Source organism: Sphingomonas sp. Leaf23 (assembly GCF_001421585.1).
In the GTDB taxonomy this organism is placed as follows: Bacteria; Pseudomonadota; Alphaproteobacteria; order Sphingomonadales; family Sphingomonadaceae; genus Sphingomonas.
Genome location: NZ_LMKR01000003.1, coordinates 553,242 through 569,594, shown reverse-complemented (window position 1 = coordinate 569,594; position 16,353 = coordinate 553,242). Strand labels below are relative to the sequence as shown.

21 protein-coding genes and 1 tRNA gene are annotated in these 16,353 nt (G+C 67.7%); 4 read left to right on the top strand and 18 right to left on the bottom strand.

What is annotated here, in order from left to right:
* Window positions 1–10: 10 nt before the first annotated feature.
* Genes ASE67_RS11020 through ASE67_RS11010 form a run of 3 tightly spaced genes read right to left on the bottom strand, consistent with a single transcriptional unit; the run spans window position 11 to window position 1,734 of the window.
* A complete protein-coding gene (locus ASE67_RS11020) occupies window positions 11–307 on the bottom strand; it encodes an accessory factor UbiK family protein (protein ID WP_055760747.1) in 297 nt (98 codons plus the stop codon).
* A gap of 45 nt (window positions 308–352) precedes the next feature.
* On the bottom strand, window positions 353–907 hold the full coding sequence (locus ASE67_RS11015; protein WP_055760744.1) for a TspO/MBR family protein: 555 nt from the start codon (window positions 905–907) through the stop codon (window positions 353–355).
* 38 nt (window positions 908–945) lie between these two features.
* Window positions 946–1,734 (bottom strand): TlyA family RNA methyltransferase, encoded by a 789-nt coding sequence (locus ASE67_RS11010; protein ID WP_200922205.1) that lies wholly within the window; start codon window positions 1,732–1,734, stop codon window positions 946–948.
* 178 nt (window positions 1,735–1,912) lie between these two features.
* On the opposite strand from ASE67_RS11010, the gene ASE67_RS11005 reads away from it, so the two are divergent.
* Window positions 1,913–2,581: an RBBP9/YdeN family alpha/beta hydrolase gene (locus tag ASE67_RS11005; protein ID WP_055760741.1), complete on the top strand. Its 669-nt coding sequence runs from the start codon at window positions 1,913–1,915 to the stop codon at window positions 2,579–2,581.
* 37 nt (window positions 2,582–2,618) lie between these two features.
* Here ASE67_RS11005 and ASE67_RS11000 read toward each other — a convergent pair whose 3' ends face one another.
* From ASE67_RS11000 to ASE67_RS10970, 7 genes are all read right to left on the bottom strand, one after another.
* Entirely contained in the window at window positions 2,619–3,020 is a 402-nt protein-coding gene (locus ASE67_RS11000) for a hypothetical protein (RefSeq protein WP_055760738.1), read from the bottom strand.
* A complete protein-coding gene (gene dxs, locus ASE67_RS10995) occupies window positions 3,017–4,939 on the bottom strand; it encodes a 1-deoxy-D-xylulose-5-phosphate synthase (RefSeq protein WP_055760735.1) in 1,923 nt (640 codons plus the stop codon). The genes ASE67_RS11000 and dxs overlap by 4 nt, the downstream gene beginning before the upstream one ends.
* 86 nt (window positions 4,940–5,025) lie before the next feature.
* On the bottom strand, window positions 5,026–5,487 hold the full coding sequence (locus tag ASE67_RS10990) for a Fur family transcriptional regulator (protein WP_055760732.1): 462 nt from the start codon (window positions 5,485–5,487) through the stop codon (window positions 5,026–5,028).
* Window positions 5,488–5,527: 40 nt separating this feature from the next.
* A complete protein-coding gene (locus ASE67_RS10985; RefSeq protein WP_055760729.1) occupies window positions 5,528–5,908 on the bottom strand; it encodes a MerC domain-containing protein in 381 nt (126 codons plus the stop codon).
* A 106-nt stretch (window positions 5,909–6,014) separates the two neighbouring features.
* Window positions 6,015–6,281: a UvrB/UvrC motif-containing protein gene (locus ASE67_RS10980; RefSeq protein WP_055760726.1), complete on the bottom strand. Its 267-nt coding sequence runs from the start codon at window positions 6,279–6,281 to the stop codon at window positions 6,015–6,017.
* A 31-nt stretch (window positions 6,282–6,312) separates the two neighbouring features.
* Window positions 6,313–6,630, bottom strand: a complete 318-nt coding sequence (locus ASE67_RS10975; protein WP_055760723.1) for a DUF2218 domain-containing protein — start codon at window positions 6,628–6,630, stop codon at window positions 6,313–6,315.
* Entirely contained in the window at window positions 6,627–7,166 is a 540-nt protein-coding gene (locus ASE67_RS10970) for a PadR family transcriptional regulator (protein WP_055760720.1), read from the bottom strand. The genes ASE67_RS10975 and ASE67_RS10970 overlap by 4 nt, the downstream gene beginning before the upstream one ends.
* A 97-nt stretch (window positions 7,167–7,263) precedes the next feature.
* Between ASE67_RS10970 and ASE67_RS10965 the strand changes: the two genes are divergently transcribed.
* The 3 genes from ASE67_RS10965 to ASE67_RS10955 all read left to right on the top strand — a co-directional run bounded on the left by ASE67_RS10965 (window position 7,264) and on the right by ASE67_RS10955 (window position 9,550).
* Window positions 7,264–8,571: a replication-associated recombination protein A gene (locus tag ASE67_RS10965; RefSeq protein WP_055760717.1), complete on the top strand. Its 1,308-nt coding sequence runs from the start codon at window positions 7,264–7,266 to the stop codon at window positions 8,569–8,571.
* Window positions 8,568–9,434 carry a hypothetical protein gene (locus ASE67_RS10960; RefSeq protein WP_055760714.1) on the top strand — a complete coding sequence of 289 codons (867 nt, stop codon included), beginning with the start codon at window positions 8,568–8,570 and terminating at the stop codon, window positions 9,432–9,434. Before ASE67_RS10965 ends, ASE67_RS10960 begins: the two co-directional genes overlap by 4 nt.
* 42 nt (window positions 9,435–9,476) lie before the next feature.
* Window positions 9,477–9,550: transfer RNA gene (locus ASE67_RS10955), tRNA-Thr, on the top strand.
* A 5-nt stretch (window positions 9,551–9,555) separates the two neighbouring features.
* Here the strand turns inward: ASE67_RS10955 and ASE67_RS10950 are convergent.
* The 8 genes from ASE67_RS10950 to ASE67_RS10915 are packed head-to-tail and all read right to left on the bottom strand — an operon-like array spanning window position 9,556 to window position 16,346.
* Window positions 9,556–9,834 carry a hypothetical protein gene (locus tag ASE67_RS10950; RefSeq protein WP_055760711.1) on the bottom strand — a complete coding sequence of 93 codons (279 nt, stop codon included), beginning with the start codon at window positions 9,832–9,834 and terminating at the stop codon, window positions 9,556–9,558.
* Window positions 9,831–10,832 carry a chemotaxis protein CheB gene (locus ASE67_RS10945; protein ID WP_235511875.1) on the bottom strand — a complete coding sequence of 334 codons (1,002 nt, stop codon included), beginning with the start codon at window positions 10,830–10,832 and terminating at the stop codon, window positions 9,831–9,833. Before ASE67_RS10945 ends, ASE67_RS10950 begins: the two co-directional genes overlap by 4 nt.
* Window positions 10,833–10,865: 33 nt before the next feature.
* Window positions 10,866–11,303 carry a chemotaxis protein CheW gene (locus tag ASE67_RS10940; protein ID WP_055760706.1) on the bottom strand — a complete coding sequence of 146 codons (438 nt, stop codon included), beginning with the start codon at window positions 11,301–11,303 and terminating at the stop codon, window positions 10,866–10,868.
* Between the two features lie 25 nt (window positions 11,304–11,328).
* Entirely contained in the window at window positions 11,329–11,691 is a 363-nt protein-coding gene (locus ASE67_RS10935) for a response regulator (RefSeq protein ID WP_055760704.1), read from the bottom strand.
* 32 nt (window positions 11,692–11,723) lie between these two features.
* Window positions 11,724–12,272, bottom strand: a complete 549-nt coding sequence (locus ASE67_RS10930; RefSeq protein ID WP_055761621.1) for a chemotaxis protein CheD — start codon at window positions 12,270–12,272, stop codon at window positions 11,724–11,726.
* Window positions 12,269–13,306, bottom strand: a complete 1,038-nt coding sequence (locus ASE67_RS10925) for a protein-glutamate methylesterase/protein-glutamine glutaminase (RefSeq protein WP_055760701.1) — start codon at window positions 13,304–13,306, stop codon at window positions 12,269–12,271. Before ASE67_RS10925 ends, ASE67_RS10930 begins: the two co-directional genes overlap by 4 nt.
* Window positions 13,303–14,166: a CheR family methyltransferase gene (locus tag ASE67_RS10920; protein WP_055760698.1), complete on the bottom strand. Its 864-nt coding sequence runs from the start codon at window positions 14,164–14,166 to the stop codon at window positions 13,303–13,305. Before ASE67_RS10920 ends, ASE67_RS10925 begins: the two co-directional genes overlap by 4 nt.
* Window positions 14,163–16,346 carry a chemotaxis protein CheA gene (locus ASE67_RS10915; RefSeq protein ID WP_055760695.1) on the bottom strand — a complete coding sequence of 728 codons (2,184 nt, stop codon included), beginning with the start codon at window positions 16,344–16,346 and terminating at the stop codon, window positions 14,163–14,165. The genes ASE67_RS10920 and ASE67_RS10915 overlap by 4 nt, the downstream gene beginning before the upstream one ends.
* Window positions 16,347–16,353: the final 7 nt, after the last annotated feature.

The window sequence follows — 16,353 nt, the reverse complement described above, 5'->3', positions numbered from 1 at the left end:
GGACAATGGATCAGAGCGCGCCCTCGCCGGCACCCGTGCTGTCGACCGACGGCGCGGCGCCGGTGACCGCCTTGCCCTCCAGCGCGTCGAGCCGCGCGCGCAACGCATCGGCCTCGTCGCGTGCGGCGACGGCCATGGCCTTCACCACTTCGAATTCGTCGCGGCTGACGAAATCCATGCCACCCAGGAACGTCTTGGCCCGTTCGCGCGCGGCGGCCTCACCCTCGCGCGCCATGCCGGCGATGGTGCCGGCCGCGCCGTTCACGAACTTGGCGAAATCGTCGAACAGGCGATTGTCGGACTGCATGGAAAATCCTTCCGGTTAGCCAGGCGCCCGTCGCGCCGACCGTTTCTAAAGCGTGATTTGGGTGGAATGGGCCGGCGGCACAAGGGTTTCCGCGTTCGGATTGCGCCGATCGATCTGCCAGTTGAGCGCCGACGCGATCACCAGCCACACCAGATACGGCACCAGCAGCCACGCCGCGAGCGGCCGGATGCGGCCAAAGGCAAAGGTGGTGGCAAGGGCCGTGAAGAACAGCGCGACGATCAGGTACAGCGCCAGCGTCACCTGATGCGCGCCAAAGAACAGCGGCGACCAGACGAGGTTCATTGCCAGCTGCGCGACGAACAACGCGATGGCGATCCCCCGCCCCCGCGCGCCGCGCGCATTCAGCACGACGGCTATTGCAAAGCCCAGCATCAGGTACAGGATCGTCCACACGACCGGGAACGCCCTGTTGGGCGGCCGGATCGCCGGCAGGTCGAGCAGCCGGTACCAGCCGTTCGCATCGCCCGCGACGACCAGCTGCCCCGACGTGAATCCCAGCAACAGGATTAACGGCACGCAAACCACCGCGCGCCGCAGAAATCCCGATCGCAACTGCCACTTCGACGCGATCTCGTTCATCCCGCACCCCAGTACCGGCGCGCCCGTTGCGCCGCCGTTCAGGGCGCAGTGCTTGCTGTGTGCGGTGCGTCATTGCAAGTCAAAGCGGCCGATTCGGGCGCATGGGCACCGATCAGGAACTCGATATTGCCCTCTGGCCCGGTAATCGGGCTGGGATCGACCCCTGCGACCCGCCAGCCAAGCCCAGTCAGCCAGTCGGCCACCGCATCGCATACGCGTGTATGGATCGCGGGATCGCGCACCACACCGCCCTTGCCGACCTCCTCGCGCCCCGCCTCGAACTGCGGCTTGATCAGCGCCAGCAACCGGCCGCCGGGCTTGACGAAGGTCAGCGGCACCGCCAGCACCTTGGCCAGCGCAATGAAGCTCGCGTCGCACACCACCAGATCGACCGGTTCGGGGATCTGCGCCTCGGTCAGCAGCCGGGCGCTCAATTGTTCATGGACGACGACGCGTGGGTCCTGCCTGAGCTTCCACGCCAGCTGGTTCGTGCCACTGTCGACCGCATAGACCCGCGCCGCGCCGCGCGTCAGCAGCACATCGGTAAAGCCGCCGGTCGACGATCCGACATCGATCGCCACCGCCTGCGTCACGTCCCAGCCGAAATGGTCTAGGCCATGCGCCAGCTTGATCCCGCCGCGCGACACCCACGGATGGTCGCGCCCGCGCACGTCCAGCGCGACATCGGGGGCGAATTGCTGCCCCGGCTTGTCGACCTTGCGATCACCGACGAATACCAGCCCCGCCATGATGAGCGCCTGCGCCCGCGTCCGGCTTTCGGCCAGGCCACGATCGACGAGCATCTGGTCCGCACGTTGCTTTGCCATGGCCCCGCATGGCGCGGCTTTCCGCCCGTCGCAACCCTTCATCGACTGGTCGATTGGCTATTGCCTATCGGATGAGTAGGAATACATTGACCACAGGAAGCCGCCCGGACCCGATCCCCGTCCCTAAGCGTGGCCGGCGGCTTCCACCCCGTTGAACACCATGAGCAGGAGCGTGACGATGGCACAGTTTTCGACTCCCCTGACCGGCCTGCCCACGGTGCTGACCGTGCCCGGCCTGAACGGTTCCGGCCCGTCGCACTGGCAGACGCTGTGGGAGCAATCGCGCCCCGACACCGCGCGGGTCGAACTGGGCCTGTGGTCGCGCCCGTTGCGCAATGCCTGGGTGACGAAGCTGGATCAGGCGATCCGCCAGGCGCAGGCGCCGGTGGTGTTGGCGGCGCATTCGCTCGGCTGCCTTGCCGTCGCATGGTGGGCGCAACTGTCGGGACAGCCCTATGGCTGGCCGGTCGCGGGCGCATTGCTGGTGGCACCGGCCGATGTCGACCGGGCGGGCGCACCGGTCGAGCTGCAGGGGTTCGCCCCCACGCCGCGTTTCGCCCTGCCCTTCCCCTCGCTGGTCGTCGCCTCGACCGACGATCCCTGGGTGTCGATCGAGCGCGCGCATTCGATGGCGGTCGATTGGGGCAGCCATTTCGTCGATGCCGGCGCGCAGGGGCATCTGAATGCCGCCAGCGGTATCGGCTGGTGGGAAGAGGGCCAGGAACTGCTCGACCGGGTGATCGCGGCATCTGGGGACGGCCATGGCCATGTCCGGCTGCCCAGCGATGCCCGCTCGGTGCTGGCGATCAACGCCACCGATGCCGCGCAGGGGCAGTTCCTGCGATGACGTACGGCGTCACCCCGGATCACGTCCGGGGTGACGATCAGGCCACCGATTGAAGATAGACCGCCAAGTCCCGCACATCCTTCATCGGCGGCAGCTCGACCGGATCAGCCCGTGTCGGCATCGCCAGCCCCAGCCGCGCCCACGCTGCCTCGACCATATCGGCGACCTCTTCGTCATCGATCATCAGGAACCGGGCGAAATCGTCGTCGGGATGCGGGACGACGCCCTCTCCGTAACAAGGCGCGACCAGATCGCGGGTCAGCGCGGCGATGGCCGGCGTTACGCCATTCTCCGCCACCATCGCGTCGAAATCCGCTGCGTTCCATCCCGCGCGATACGCCTTGGCCGCGCTGAACTGCCGCCACATCCGCCAGTTGAACCAGGCGAGCGCGATCACCGCCAGGGCAATGATCGCCGCCGCCTTCTGTCCGCCGGTCATGCGCGGACTTCGGTGGCTCCGCTCTCGTTCCAACGCAGCGCCTGCAACACCGTGTCGACGATCTGCGGCGCGTTCAGGCCGGCTTCGTCATACTGCTTCTGTGGGCTGTCCTGATCCTGGAAGGTATCGGGCAGGCGCATCGTGCGCAGCTTCAACCCCGCATCGATCAACCCGCTGTCGCTGGCAAAGGTCAGGACATGCGCGCCCAAGCCCCCGACCGCGCCTTCCTCGACCGTTACCGCGACTTCGTGGGTGGTCAGCAGGCGGCGGATCATCGCTTCGTCGAGCGGCTTGGCAAAGCGCAGGTCGGCGACGGTGGTCGACAGCCCCTTGGCCTCTAACGCATCGGCGGCCTTCAGCGCTTCCTCCAGCCGGGTGCCGAGCGACAGGATCGCGATCTTGCTGCCCTCACGGACCAGGCGCCCCTTGCCGATCTCCAGCTTCTGCGGGACCTCGGGCAGTGCCACGCCGATGCCGTTGCCGCGCGGATAACGTACCGCGATCGGCCCGGCGTCATATTCGGCAGCGGTATAGGTCATGTGGACCAGTTCCGCCTCGTCCGCCGGGGCCATCACCACCATGTTCGGCAGCGTCGCGAGATAGGTCACGTCGAAGCTGCCGGCATGGGTCGCACCATCCGCCCCGACCAGCCCGGCGCGGTCGATCGCGAAGCGCACCGGCAGGTTCTGGATACAGACGTCGTGGACGACCTGATCATAGGCACGCTGCAGGAAGGTCGAATAGATCGCGCAGAACGGCCGCATGCCCTGCGCCGCCAGACCGGCGGCAAAGGTCACCGAATGCTGTTCGGCGATGCCGACGTCGAAGAAGCGGTCACCATGTTCCTTGGCAAATCGGTCCAGCCCGGTGCCCGACGGCATCGCGGCAGTGATCGCGCAGATGCGGCTGTCGGTATCGGCCAGTTGGCTCAGCGTATGGCCGAACACGTTCTGATATTGCGGCGGCCCGGCCGGCGCCTTCACCTGCGTGCCGGTGATGACGTCGAACTTCTGGACGCCGTGATATTTGTCCGCCGCCGCTTCGGCCGGGGCATAGCCCTTGCCCTTCTTGGTCACGACATGGACCAGGATCGGGCCTTCCTCGGCATCGCGGACATTTTCGAGGACCGGGATCAGATGGTCGAGATTATGGCCGTCGATCGGGCCGACATAATAAAAGCCCAGTTCCTCGAACAACGTGCCGCCGGTCGCCATGCCACGGGCGAATTCGTCGGTCTTGCGCGCGGCGGTGTGCAGCGGGCGCGGCAGGCGGCGGGCGATCTTCTTGAGCGCCTCACGCAACCCCAGGAACTCGCGGCTCGACACGATGCGCGACAGATAGGCGGACAGGCCACCGACCGGCGGTGCGATCGACATGTCGTTGTCGTTGAGGATCACGACCAGCCGGTTGCCCGCCTGTTCGGCGTTGTTCATCGCTTCATAGGCCATGCCGGCGGACATCGCGCCGTCGCCGATCACGGCAATGCCCTTGCCCGGCGTGCCCGCGATCTTGTTGGCGACGGCAAAGCCCAGCGCCGCCGAGATCGAGGTCGAGCTGTGTGCCGCACCGAACGGGTCGTATTCGCTTTCCGACCGCTTGGTGAAGCCCGACAGCCCGCCGCCCTGGCGCAGCGTGCGGATGCGGTCGCGGCGGCCGGTCAGGATCTTGTGCGGATAGCATTGGTGGCCGACGTCCCACACCAGCCGGTCGGCGGGCGTGTCGAACACGTAATGGATCGCGACGGTCAGCTCGACGACGCCAAGGCCGGACCCCAGATGCCCACCGGTGGTGCCGACCGCGCTGATCGTTTCCTGCCGCAATTCGTCGGCGAGTTGCCGCAGGTCACCGGGGGCCAGCTTGCGAAGGTCGGCGGGCGTTTGAACGGTGTCGAGCAGCGGCGTGCTAAGTGGATCGGCCATCGCGCCTGACTAGCGCAGGTGGAACCCGCTGTCGATTGCCGGTGCGCACCAGTTGGGACAAACTGCGCGCATGGTTCAGGAAAGGTTCAATCCTGCACGCAGGCTGCACAAGTTCCGCGCACTTCGATAACGGGGCGCACCGGCTTGAACCCGGCCCCCGACGCTGCGGCACGGACGGTTCCGGTAATCTTGTCGTCATCGATATGCGTCGTCTGTCCGCATTTGTCGCAGACGAGAAAGATGCAGTCGTGGACGCAATCGGGATGGGTATTCGCCAGATAGGCGTTGGCGCTTTCGACCCGGCGCGCCAGGTTCGCGTTCACGAACAGGTCGAGGATGCGATAGACGCTGTTGGGTGCGACGCGCCGCCCCTGCGCCTTCGACACGGCATCGGCGATATCATAGGCGGAGGCCGGCTTTTCGAACGACGCCAACACGTCAAAGATGCTGGCACGCATCGCGGTCCATTGCTCGCCGGCGCGAATCAGCGCGGCTTCCGCCGCCTTGTTCCACGCGGCCCCGTGATGTTCGTGATGTTCGTGCGCCATGTCAGCGAGATAGGCGCGCGAACGACAGGCGGCAAGCCGCTCAGCAGCGCGCACGACGGTTCAGATGATGCCCCAGCGCCAGCAGCGCGACGCCGCTGAGCGTTGCGATCGCCTCCGGCACGCCGTGCGGCAGGGTCAGCGCCAGCGCCATGACGGCAAGGCCCATGCCACCGATCAGCGTCGGCAACCGCTGCCCATGGCGCAAAAAGCCCGCACCCAGCGCGACGATGCCGAGGAGCACGGCCAGGCCAAGGCCGATTTCGTGGATCGCCGGATGCAGCAACGTGCCGCCGACCGACGCCAGCAGCGCCATGACCGCGATGGTCGTCACGCAGTGCACCGCGCACAGGCCGGACAGGATGATCCCGAACCGGTCGAGTCGGCCTTCGTGCAACCAGGTTCGGGCGGTGGTGCTGCGCATCGAACCCCTATGCCCCGAATTACGCGAAGTTACAACATATCGTTTCATGGCTGCTCGAACGCCGCCGGGGGCGCCGGGTTCGACGTGCCCACGAAAAGTCGTGCCCTCAACGTTTGCGCGTCACCATCAGGTCGGGCTTGGCCGGCGGTTTCCAGCCGGCGGGCGGTTCGACCCGTTGCCGGCTGGTGCCCAGTCCCATCGCGCCGGGCGCCTGCCGCGTCAGCCCCGCCGTGTCCGCCGCTTGCGCGGCTTTTGGATCGGCACCGCCACGCAGCAGGGTGATCCGGTCGCGCAACCGCGATGCGGTTTCGAAATCCATCGCCGCGGCGGCGGTTTCCATCCGGGCGCGGAGCGTCTCGATCGTGTCGGTCATGCGACCCGAACGCGCGAGACGCGGCCACGGATCATTGCCAGTCGAACGACAGCGGCGCCTCGCGGAACGCAAACCGGTCGAGATGGCGCGCGACCGCCCCCTTCAGCCCGTCCAGCTGCTCTGCCGACGTCGCGTCGATCCGCACGTTCAGCGCATCTGCGGCGGCATCGAACGTTACCAGCGCGTCGCCGGGATGGCTGGCGCCGCGCGCGTCGCGGGGAAAGACCACCGTACCGTGGTCGGCGTCGAACTCGACGGTCAGGTTATGCTGCCAATGCTTGCACAGCTGCTGGAGGTACCGGCTGGCCTGCGCAGTTGGCACCGCGGCGTGGGTCGTAAAATCGGTCATAGGCGTTCAACTTTCTGCGCCGCTTCATCGAGGATGGCGGCAATGGCGTGGAGCGTGTCGGTGTCGACGTCCGGCCCGGCGAGCCGGTGATGCAGCGCGGCGCGCAGATTGGCGCGGGCGCGGTGGATCGGGCCGGCATCGGTGCGGGCGCGATGTTCGCCCAGCGCCTGCAACCGCGCGAAGAGGTCGGCGACCTGTTCGGCATCCTGCGCCAGCTGCGCACTGCCCGCCTCGGTAATGGCGAACAGCTTGCGCGCTCCCTCGCTCGCCTGTTCCTCGATCAGTCCCATGTCGGTCAGCAGCGTCAGCGTGGGATACACCACGCCGGGGCTGGGCGCATAGGCGCCCCCGGTGCGCGCCTCAACCGCGCGGATCAGGTCGTATCCGTGGCGTGGCGCCTCGGCGATCAGTGCCAACAGCACCAGCTTCAGTTCGTCACCGCCCAGCACCCGGCCACGCGGCCCGCCGCCATGCCGGCCACGACCACCCGGACCCGGCCCGCCGGTCCATGACGCATATCCCATTCCAAATCGCATTCGCATTCTCCGATATATCTTAGACGCGGAGATATATCTTGAAACGGTTCTCGCAAGAGGCGTTTGGCGGTTTTTTGCGAAGGCCTATATTCGGGCCATGTCCGACCTGTTCGCCGACTTCGCTCCGCCCGTTCCCGACGCGCCCGCCGCTGGGCCGCTGGCCGATCGCCTGCGCCCGACCACCCTGCCCGATGTCGTCGGGCAGGATCACCTGACCGGGCCGGAGGGCGCGATCGGGCGGATGGTGGCGGCGGGAAAACTGTCGTCGATGATCCTGTGGGGACCGCCCGGCACCGGAAAGACCACCATCGCCCGGCTGCTCGCCGATGCGGTCGGCCTGCGCTATGCACAGATTTCGGCGGTCTTCTCCGGTGTCGCCGACCTGAAGAAAGTGTTCGCCGAGGCGCGCGACCACGCCCGGCTGGGCCGCAATACGCTGTTGTTCGTGGACGAGATCCACCGCTTCAACCGCGCGCAGCAGGATGGTTTCCTGCCTTATGTCGAGGATGGCACGGTGACGTTGGTCGGCGCGACGACCGAGAACCCGTCGTTCGAACTGAACGCGGCGCTGCTCAGCCGGTCGCAGGTGCTGATCCTCCACCGCCTCGGTGCCGACGCGCTGAACGAGCTGCTGGCACGCGGCGAGGCGCTGGAGGAACGGCCCCTGCCCCTGACCGATGCGGCGCGCGCGGCATTGGTGGCGAGCGCCGATGGCGATGGCCGGTTTTTGCTCAATCAGGCGGAGACATTGTTCTCGATTCAACTGCCCGAACCGCTCGATCCCGCCGGGCTGTCGGCGCTGCTGCAACGGCGGGTCGCGGTCTATGACAAGGATCGCGAGGGGCATTACAACCTCATCTCCGCGCTCCACAAATCGCTGCGCGGATCGGACCCGCAGGCCGCACTCTATTACATGGCGCGGATGCTGACGGCGGGCGAGGAACCGCTCTATGTGCTGCGCCGGCTGACCCGCTTCGCCAGCGAGGATATCGGCCTCGCCGATCCGCAGGCGCTGGTGCAATGCCTTGCCGCCAAGGACGCCTACGAGTTCCTCGGCAGTCCAGAGGGGGAGCTGGCGATCGTGCAGGCCTGCCTCTACCTCGCCACCGCGCCCAAATCTAACGCGGCGTACAAGGCCCAGAAGGCGGCGTTCAAGGCGGCGCGCGAGACAGGATCGCTGATGCCACCGCCCTCGATCCTGAACGCGCCGACCCGGCTGATGAAGGACATCGGCTATGGCAAGGGCTATGCCTATGACCATGACCAGCAGGACGGGTTTTCGGGCGCGAATTACTGGCCGGAGGAGATGCCCCCGGCGCGCTTCTACGAACCGACCGGGCGCGGGTTCGAACAGCGCATCGCCGAACGCATGGCGTGGTGGGACGAACGGCGACAGACTTCGTGACCCGCCGCTTCACGCGGTTCGCGGCGATCGACTGGTCGGGACAGGCGGTGGCGCGCCCGGCGGGGCTGGCGGTGGCGGAGGCGCATGACGAAGGCCCCGCGCTCGTCACCCGCGACGGTGGGTGGTCGCGTGGGAGCATTCTCGACTGGCTGACGATGCTGGCGGATACCCAGGCGGACATGCTGATCGGGCTGGACCTGTCGCCCGCTTTGCCCTTCGTCGACGCCGGCGGCTATTTCCCCGACTGGCCCGGTTCGCCCGACGACGCCCGCGCGCTATGGGCGATGGTCGATGCCATGGCCGCCGGCGATCCGCATCTGGCGGCGACGTCGGTGGTGGACGACGCCGAACTGTCGCGCCATTTCCGCCGGCATCGCGCGCTCGGCGACCGCTTCGGACAGGGACGCGGGCGGTTGCGACTGTGCGAGGAACGGCAGCGCGCGGCAGGGTTCTCTCCGACCAGTTGCTTCAACCTGGTCGGCGCGGCGCAGGTCGGCAAATCGAGCCTGACGGGAATGCGCGTGCTGCACCGGCTGGCGGGGCGGATACCGGTCTGGCCGTTCGATCCGCTGCCGCCATCGGGTCCGGTGATCGTCGAAATCTACACCACCATCGCCGCACGGGCCGCCGGGGTCCGCGCCGGGCGCAGCAAGCTGCGCGATGCCGATCAGCTGGACGCCGCGCTGGCGGTATTGGGCAGTGCGCCGCACGCGCCCTCCCCCCGCTATGACGATCATGCGACCGATGCGCTGCTGACCGCCGCGTGGCTGCGCGGCGTTGCGCACGATCCGGCGCTGTGGTCGCCGCCGGCACTGTCGCCCCGTGTCGCGCGCACCGAAGGCTGGACCTTCGGCGTGGTTTGAGATTGTGGTTCGACACACCGCTTGGTAAGCGACCTTTGGCGTGCCCCGTTACGTTAATGGTAAACGGCTTCCTTTGTAACGAAGAGACGCGGGTTCGATTCCTGCACGGGGCACCAGCCGATCAGTTGAGGCTCGCGCGCAATCGTCTCGCGACATCCTCCAGCGTCACCCCGGCCAGCTGATCCGTCCCCTCGCCCGCGCGCAGCACCGTCGCGATGTTCAGCATGATCTGCGTCACATGATCGATCGACTGCAGGCCGGTCAGGTGCCGGCGCAGCGTCGTTTCGTCGCTGCCGAGCTCGAAGGCCAGCTCGCCGAGCAGGCGCGACGCCCGCTCCAGCTCGCCGGCCAACGCCTCGCCCAGTTCGAGCGAGGCGACGGAGATCGCCGGCGCGCTCATTTCGAGCACAGTTTCAGCACGCCGGCGGCCAGCGCATCGGCCGCCACGGGCTGCGTCACCATGCCGCGCGACAGGGTGTGGCCACCGCCGCTTTCGGCCGGCGCAAAGGCATAGCCGCCCGCGCCCAGCATCGCCTTCAGCCCGCCGCCGCCATCTTCGCTGCTGTCGAGGAACAGCACGCCGGCCGCGTTCGAACCCGCCGCCTTGGCGGCAGCGGCGAACAGCAGCGAGATCGACGGCCGCTCACCCGCCACCGGATCGCGCGCCAGCAGGCGCAGCTTGCCCGACGGCCATGCATCGACCACGACGTGATGATCGCCCTGCGGCGCGAAATAGATCGTGCCCTGTTCGATCGCCATGCCCTCCTGCGCGACGACGACCTTCGGCGCGACCTGCGAACCCAGCTTTTCGACCATGCCGTTCACCAGGCCCGGCCCCAGATGCTGGACGACGATCGTCGGCGGACAATTGGGCGGGAACTGGCCGAACAGGTTGAACAGCGACGCGGTGCTCGACGCATCGCCGCCGACCACCAGCAGGCGGCCGTTCCAGTCGATCGGCCGTGCGGCCGACGCGACCTTGGGCACCTTTACCGGGGCGTTGCGCGCCGACTTGATACGCTTGCCGAGCTTCGCGATGATCGCGTTCAGCTCGGCCGGCGCCGCCACGCGCGGCTTGGGCAGGCAGTCGATCGCCCCCAGGCGCAACGCCTCGATCGTCTCGCCCGCGCCGTCGGTCGTGCGGGTGGAGAACATGATGACCGGCATCGGCTTCGTGTCCATGATCTCGGCCAGATATTCGATGCCGCTCATCCCCGGCATCTCGACGTCTAGCGTCATGACGTGCGGCTTGAGCGACGCCACCATCGAACGCGCCTCGGCCGCGCCATCGGCCAGTCCGACGACCTCGACACCCGGAATCCGTTCCAGCGCGCCCGAAATGAGCGCCCGCATGGTCAGGGAGTCGTCGACGACGAGGACCTTGGTGCTAGCAGCCATGATGTGATTGTCCCAAAAAGATTACGCGGTACTTCAAGCGGCTTCGGCGACCGGCTGGTCGACCAGTCGGTCGAGCGCCAGCACCAGGATCATGCGATTGTCGATCGTCGCCAGCCCTTCGAGGAATCGCGACGCCTCGGCATCGCCGATGTCGGGGATGGGCTGCATTGCATCGGGGTGGATCGACACGATGTCGTTCACCGCATCGACGATGATCCCCTGCAGCTGTTCGCCGATCCGCACGACGATGATGACGTGGCGCGCCGACGGGTCGGTCACGCCCCAGTTCAGCCGATGGCGCAGGTCGAATACCGGCAGCACGACGCCGCGCAGGTTCACGACACCGCGGACATAGGGCGGCACGTTGGGCAGCGGGGTGGCCGGCGACCATGCGCGGATCTCGCGGATCGCCATGATGTCGACGCCCAGGATCTGGTCGCCCAGCTGAAAGGTGATAAGTTGGCGGGACATGGGAGTTTCCTTATCGCGCTTGGGGTCAGTGCAGGACGCGCCGGATCGCGGCGGCCAGCTTTTCGGGGTGGAACGGCTTCACGATCCAGCCGGTAGCACCGGCGTCACGCGCACGCTGCTTCTTTTCGTCGGAACTCTCGGTAGTTAGCACGAGAATCGGCAGGCTGCGACGCCCCTGCCCGCGGACTTCGGCGATCAGGCCGAACCCGTCCATGCGCGGCATGTTGATGTCGGTGATCAGCAGGTCGGGCTGAAACCCGTCCAGCTTTTCCAGCGCATGAACGCCGTCCTCGGCCTCCACGACGCTGTATCCCAGATCGGTCAGCGCGACCCGCAGCAACATTCGCATGCTGGGCGAATCGTCGACGGTCATGATCGTCTTGGCCACGGTAAGAGGCTCCCTCGGTGCAGATTCGGTCATCAGAAAAACTCCACGTCGCCGACGGCGGCGGGCGGTGGCGGTGGTGCGCGCACGACGATCGGCGGCGGTGCGGTATCGACGACCGAGCGGCATCGCGCCAACCCGACCGCCGCGCGAAACTCGACCCGGCGGGCCTGCGTGCCGCCGACATCCTCACCGACCAGCGCGATGCGTTCGTCGCGCAGGAAGGTGCGGGCGAAGGCGATGTTGGCGCCGCCGATATCGCGGAACCCTGCGCGCATCGTCGCCCCGCCAAAGATGCGCGCGCGCATCCGCGACCGCGCGGCGCCGCGCGCCAGCATCGCGTTGATCAGCACTTCCATCGCATACACGCCGTAACGCTGCATCGACGCCGGATCGGACGCGTTGCCGTCGGCCAGCAGGTAATGGTTGATCCCGCCGATCTGGGCGATCGGGTCGTAGAAGCACGCGGCGACACAGCTGCCGAGCACCGTCGTCAGCACGACGTCGCGTTCGTTGCTGACCTGGGTCTCACCCTGCGCGACGGTTACCCGCCGCAATCCGTCACGGGTCGCCAGCGCGCTCATGCGGCGCATTCCGCCAGCAGGCGCGCGGCGATCTTGCGCAGCGGCAACTGTTCGGTAACCGCGCCGATCTGCTGCGCGATCGCGGGCATGCCGTAGACGACGCTGGTCGCCTTGTCCTGGCCGAAGGTCATCGATCCGCAGCCGCGCATCGCCTTCATCCCCTCCGCCCCGTCACAGCCCATGCCGGTCAGGATCGCGGCGGTCGCATCGCGGCCCGCCAGGCGCGCGACCGAATGGAACAGCCGGTCGACCGACGGGCGATGGCCGTTCACCTTGTCGCCTTCGACCAGGCGGCAATGGCGCCGGTCGCCCGATCCGCCGATCTCCATGTGCCGTTCGCCGCCGGGTGCGAGATAGACCTTGCCCACCGCCAGCGGCGCGCCCGCGCGCGCTTCCTCGACGCTAGGCGCGCACAGCCGGTTCAGCCGCGCGGCGAAGCTGGGGGTAAAGGTCGCCGGCATATGCTGGACGATGACGGTCGGCGGGCAGTTGGCCGGAAAGCCCGACAGCAGCTCGATCAGCGCCTCGACACCGCCGGTCGACGCGCCGATCGCGATCATTGCGCCCGGACGCGGGGTATAGGTTGCGCGTTCCTGCACCGGCGCGGCGGCCCGCACCGGCGTGGCACGCGCGGCCGGGCGCGCGGTGGCGGCGGCGCGGACCAGTTCGGTCAGCTCCGACGTGCAGGCGGCATCGGTGCCCGCCATCAGCCGCGTCTTGTCGAAACAATCGAACGCGCCGCGTTCCAGCGCGGTCAGGCTGGCCTCGGCCCCTTGCGCGGTCAGCGTCGACAGCATGACCACCGGGGTGGGGCGCAGCCGCATCAGCCGTTCGAGGAAGTCGAGCCCGCTCATCCCCGGCATCTCGATGTCGAGCGTCACGACATCGGGGTCGAGCGCCTTGATCTGCGCGCGTGCCTCGTCGGCGCTCGCGGCGGTGCCGACGACCTCGATCCCCGGATCGGCGAGCAGCCGGCGGCGGATGATCGCCTGCATCGCCATCGAATCATCGACGATGAGGGTGCGGACGCTCATGCGGCGATCTTCTGATATGCGGTGCGGCCGATGCAGCGGAACTTGTCCTGCACCGCGCCGATCAGCCGCTCCGAATGACCGATGTAGAGCATCCCCCCAACCTCCAATCGCTCGCCGAGCCGCGCCAGCAGGCGTTCTTTTGTGGGCTCGTCGAAATAGATCATGACATTGCGACAGAAGATCGTGTCGAACCGCCCCTTGAACGGCCAGTCGCCGAGCAGGTTGAGCGGCTTGAACGCGATTCCCTCGCGAAGGACCGGATCGACGACAAGGCTGTCGCCGTCCCCCCCGGTCCACACGGAACGCAGCGATGCGGGTACGGTCCGCATCGTTTCCTTCGAATACCGGCCGGCGCGTGCGGTGTTCAGCACGCTGGGCGACACGTCGGTCGCCAGCAGGCGCAGGTCGGCCTTCAACAGTCGCTGGGCGGCGGCGCGGTCGGTGCCGAACATCGCCATCAGCCACGAATAGGGCTCCTCGCCGCTCGAACACGCCGCCGACCACAGCCGAACCCGGCCACCCTTTGCCAGCCGGTCGGCCAGCGACGGCCAGATCCGCTCCACGAAATCCTCGAAATGATGGTTTTCGCGAAAGAAGCTGGTGTGGTTCGTGGTCAGCGCGTCGATCGCCCGGCCGCGTTCCTCGGCATCGCGGCCGATATGCGCCACATAATCGGCGAAGCTGCCGAAGCCGCATGCCCGCACGCGCGGCGCGATCCGGCCATAGACCAGCTGCGCCTTGCCATCGGGCAGCAGGATGCCGACCTCGTCATACACCAGCGCCGCGATGGCGCGGTGGTCGCCGGGGTGAAATTCGAATTCACGCGCGCGGCTGTTGTCGAGGGCGGCGGCCCGGTTCATGCGGCGATCGCCGCGGTCGGACGGTTGGCGAAGCGGCCGCGCGTCGTCAGCGCATCGACATCGGCGATCAGCGCGACGCGCCCGTCGCCGAGAATCGTCGCGCCAGCCACGCCGTCGATCGCCTGGTAATTCGCCTCCAGGCTCTTCACGACCACCTGCCGCTGATCCTGGATGGTATCGACCAGCAGCGCGGCCTGGCCATGGTCGCCCTCGACCACGATCAGCACGGCGTTGGTCGGGTTCCGCTCGGCCCCCTCGATGCCCAGATAGTCGGCGATGCGCAGCACCGGCACGTACGACCCGCGCACGTCGAGCAGCGTCCCGTCCGGCCCCAGCCGGCTGAGCGTATCGTCGTCGGGGCGCAGGCTTTCGACGATATGGCCGAGCGGAATGACAAAGGTCTGCTGGCCCACGGTCACGATCATGCCGTCGAGCACCGCCAGCGTCAGCGGCAGGCTGAGCGAAAAGCTCGACCCGAAGCCTTCGCGCGACTGGATGCCGATACGGCCGCCCAGCGCCTGGATGTTCTTGCGCACCACGTCCATGCCGACGCCGCGTCCGGACACGTTGGTGATCGCCGCCGCGGTCGAGAAGCCGGGCGCGAAGATCAGGTTGTCGATCTCCTCATCGCTCAGCACTGCGTCGGGCAGGATGATGCCCTTTTCGATCGCCTTCGCCTTCACCCGTGCGCGGTTGATCCCCTGCCCGTCGTCGGACACGGTGATGACGATGCGGCCCGACTGGTGCGCGGCGGCAAGGCGGACCACGCCCTCGGCCGACTTGCCCGCCGCGACGCGGACATCGGGCATTTCCAGGCCATGGTCGACGGCGTTGCGGATCAGGTGGGTCAGCGGTTCGCCGATGCGTTCGACCACGGTCTTGTCGACCTCGGTCATCTCGCCATCTACCTCCAAGCGGACGCGCTTGCCGGTCTCGCCCTCCAGTTCGCGGACGATGCGCGGCACGCGGCTGAACACCGTCTTCATCGGCTGCGCACGGATCGCCATCGTCGATTCTTGCAACTCGCGCGTCAGATGTTCGAGGTCGCTCAGTTCCGAGATGCCGCCCATCTGGTTTTCGGCCAGCCGCTGCGCCAGCATCGCCTGCGTGATCACCAGCTCACCGACCAGGTTGACCAGCCGGTCGAGCTTGTCGAGGTCGACGCGGATCGTCTGTGCAGGCGGTGCGACGGCAGCGGCCGGGGCAGCGGCACGCGGCGCGGCCGGTTCCGCCGCGACGGGTGCCGGAGCAGGCGCAGGTGCCGGCGCGGCGACCGGGGCGGGAGCAGGTGGCGGCGGCGGCGGCGCGGCGACTTCCGGTTCGGCGACGACCGCTACCGGCGCGCTCTCCATCGAATCGAGCAGGTCGAACAGCGCGTCGACGCTATCCTCCGCCATGGCTGGTTCGGCATCGCCCCGCGTCAGCGTGATCGCACTCGGATCGCCGAATTCGAACACCGCGCGGATATCATCCTCGGCAACGCTGGCGGGCAACGCCACGTCCCACGCCAGATAGCCGCATTCGGGGTCCATCATGTCCAGCGGCGGCAGCGCGGCGCGGTCGCACAGCGTCACCTTGCCGCCCAGCATCGTCAGTTCGCGCAGCAGCAGCAGCGGTTCGGCACCATGCTCGAACGCCTTGGCCCCCGGCGTGTAGCGCAGGCGCCAGCCATTGGCGGCATCCGCGCCGTCCTCCGACTGCGCCACATCGCCCAGCATCGACATCAGGTCGTCGAAATCGTCGGAAATGGCGACCGCCGGCGCGGCGTCCGCCGCCGGTGCCGCTGCGGCCTTGGACTTCGTATCGCCCCCGGCGGCCGCGACCAGCCGTTCCAGCATCGCCGCATCGGCCGGCGGCGTATCGCCGTCGCGCGCCGCCGCCACATGGTCGGCCAGCACGTCGAACGCGCCGACCACCACGTCGAGCAGCGCGGGCGTCAGGTCCAGCGTGCCGTTGCGAATCAGGTCGAGCAGCGTCTCATACTGGTGGGTATAGGCCTGCAATCGTTCATGCCCGAACGCGCCCGCCCCGCCCTTGATCGAATGGACGCAGCGGAAGACGCCGTTGATCGTTTCCGAATCGCGGTCGCCGTCGCGCAGCAACGCGAAATTGCCTTCCATCGCGGCAAGGCCTTCCTCGCACTCCTGGAAGAAGATCTGCTGGATTGCGTCGAGGTCCATGGAATTC

Bases quoted from the DNA above. Each gene is read 5' to 3' on its own strand.
- ASE67_RS11020 (WP_055760747.1), bottom strand. From the start codon at position 307: ATGCAGTCCGACAATCGCCTGTTCGACGATTTCGCCAAGTTCGTGAAC.
- ASE67_RS11015 (WP_055760744.1), bottom strand. From the start codon at position 907: ATGAACGAGATCGCGTCGAAGTGGCAGTTGCGATCGGGATTTCTGCGG.
- ASE67_RS11010 (WP_200922205.1), bottom strand. From the start codon at position 1,734: ATGGCAAAGCAACGTGCGGACCAGATGCTCGTCGATCGTGGCCTGGCC.
- ASE67_RS11005 (WP_055760741.1), top strand. From the start codon at position 1,913: ATGGCACAGTTTTCGACTCCCCTGACCGGCCTGCCCACGGTGCTGACC.
- ASE67_RS11000 (WP_055760738.1), bottom strand. From the start codon at position 3,020: ATGACCGGCGGACAGAAGGCGGCGGCGATCATTGCCCTGGCGGTGATC.
- dxs (WP_055760735.1), bottom strand. From the start codon at position 4,939: ATGGCCGATCCACTTAGCACGCCGCTGCTCGACACCGTTCAAACGCCC.
- ASE67_RS10990 (WP_055760732.1), bottom strand. From the start codon at position 5,487: ATGGCGCACGAACATCACGAACATCACGGGGCCGCGTGGAACAAGGCG.
- ASE67_RS10985 (WP_055760729.1), bottom strand. From the start codon at position 5,908: ATGCGCAGCACCACCGCCCGAACCTGGTTGCACGAAGGCCGACTCGAC.
- ASE67_RS10980 (WP_055760726.1), bottom strand. From the start codon at position 6,281: ATGACCGACACGATCGAGACGCTCCGCGCCCGGATGGAAACCGCCGCC.
- ASE67_RS10975 (WP_055760723.1), bottom strand. From the start codon at position 6,630: ATGACCGATTTTACGACCCACGCCGCGGTGCCAACTGCGCAGGCCAGC.
- ASE67_RS10970 (WP_055760720.1), bottom strand. From the start codon at position 7,166: ATGCGATTTGGAATGGGATATGCGTCATGGACCGGCGGGCCGGGTCCG.
- ASE67_RS10965 (WP_055760717.1), top strand. From the start codon at position 7,264: ATGTCCGACCTGTTCGCCGACTTCGCTCCGCCCGTTCCCGACGCGCCC.
- ASE67_RS10950 (WP_055760711.1), bottom strand. From the start codon at position 9,834: ATGAGCGCGCCGGCGATCTCCGTCGCCTCGCTCGAACTGGGCGAGGCG.
- ASE67_RS10945 (WP_235511875.1), bottom strand. From the start codon at position 10,832: ATGGCTGCTAGCACCAAGGTCCTCGTCGTCGACGACTCCCTGACCATG.
- ASE67_RS10940 (WP_055760706.1), bottom strand. From the start codon at position 11,303: ATGTCCCGCCAACTTATCACCTTTCAGCTGGGCGACCAGATCCTGGGC.
- ASE67_RS10930 (WP_055761621.1), bottom strand. From the start codon at position 12,272: ATGAGCGCGCTGGCGACCCGTGACGGATTGCGGCGGGTAACCGTCGCG.
- ASE67_RS10925 (WP_055760701.1), bottom strand. From the start codon at position 13,306: ATGAGCGTCCGCACCCTCATCGTCGATGATTCGATGGCGATGCAGGCG.
- ASE67_RS10920 (WP_055760698.1), bottom strand. From the start codon at position 14,166: ATGAACCGGGCCGCCGCCCTCGACAACAGCCGCGCGCGTGAATTCGAA.
- ASE67_RS10915 (WP_055760695.1), bottom strand. From the start codon at position 16,346: ATGGACCTCGACGCAATCCAGCAGATCTTCTTCCAGGAGTGCGAGGAA.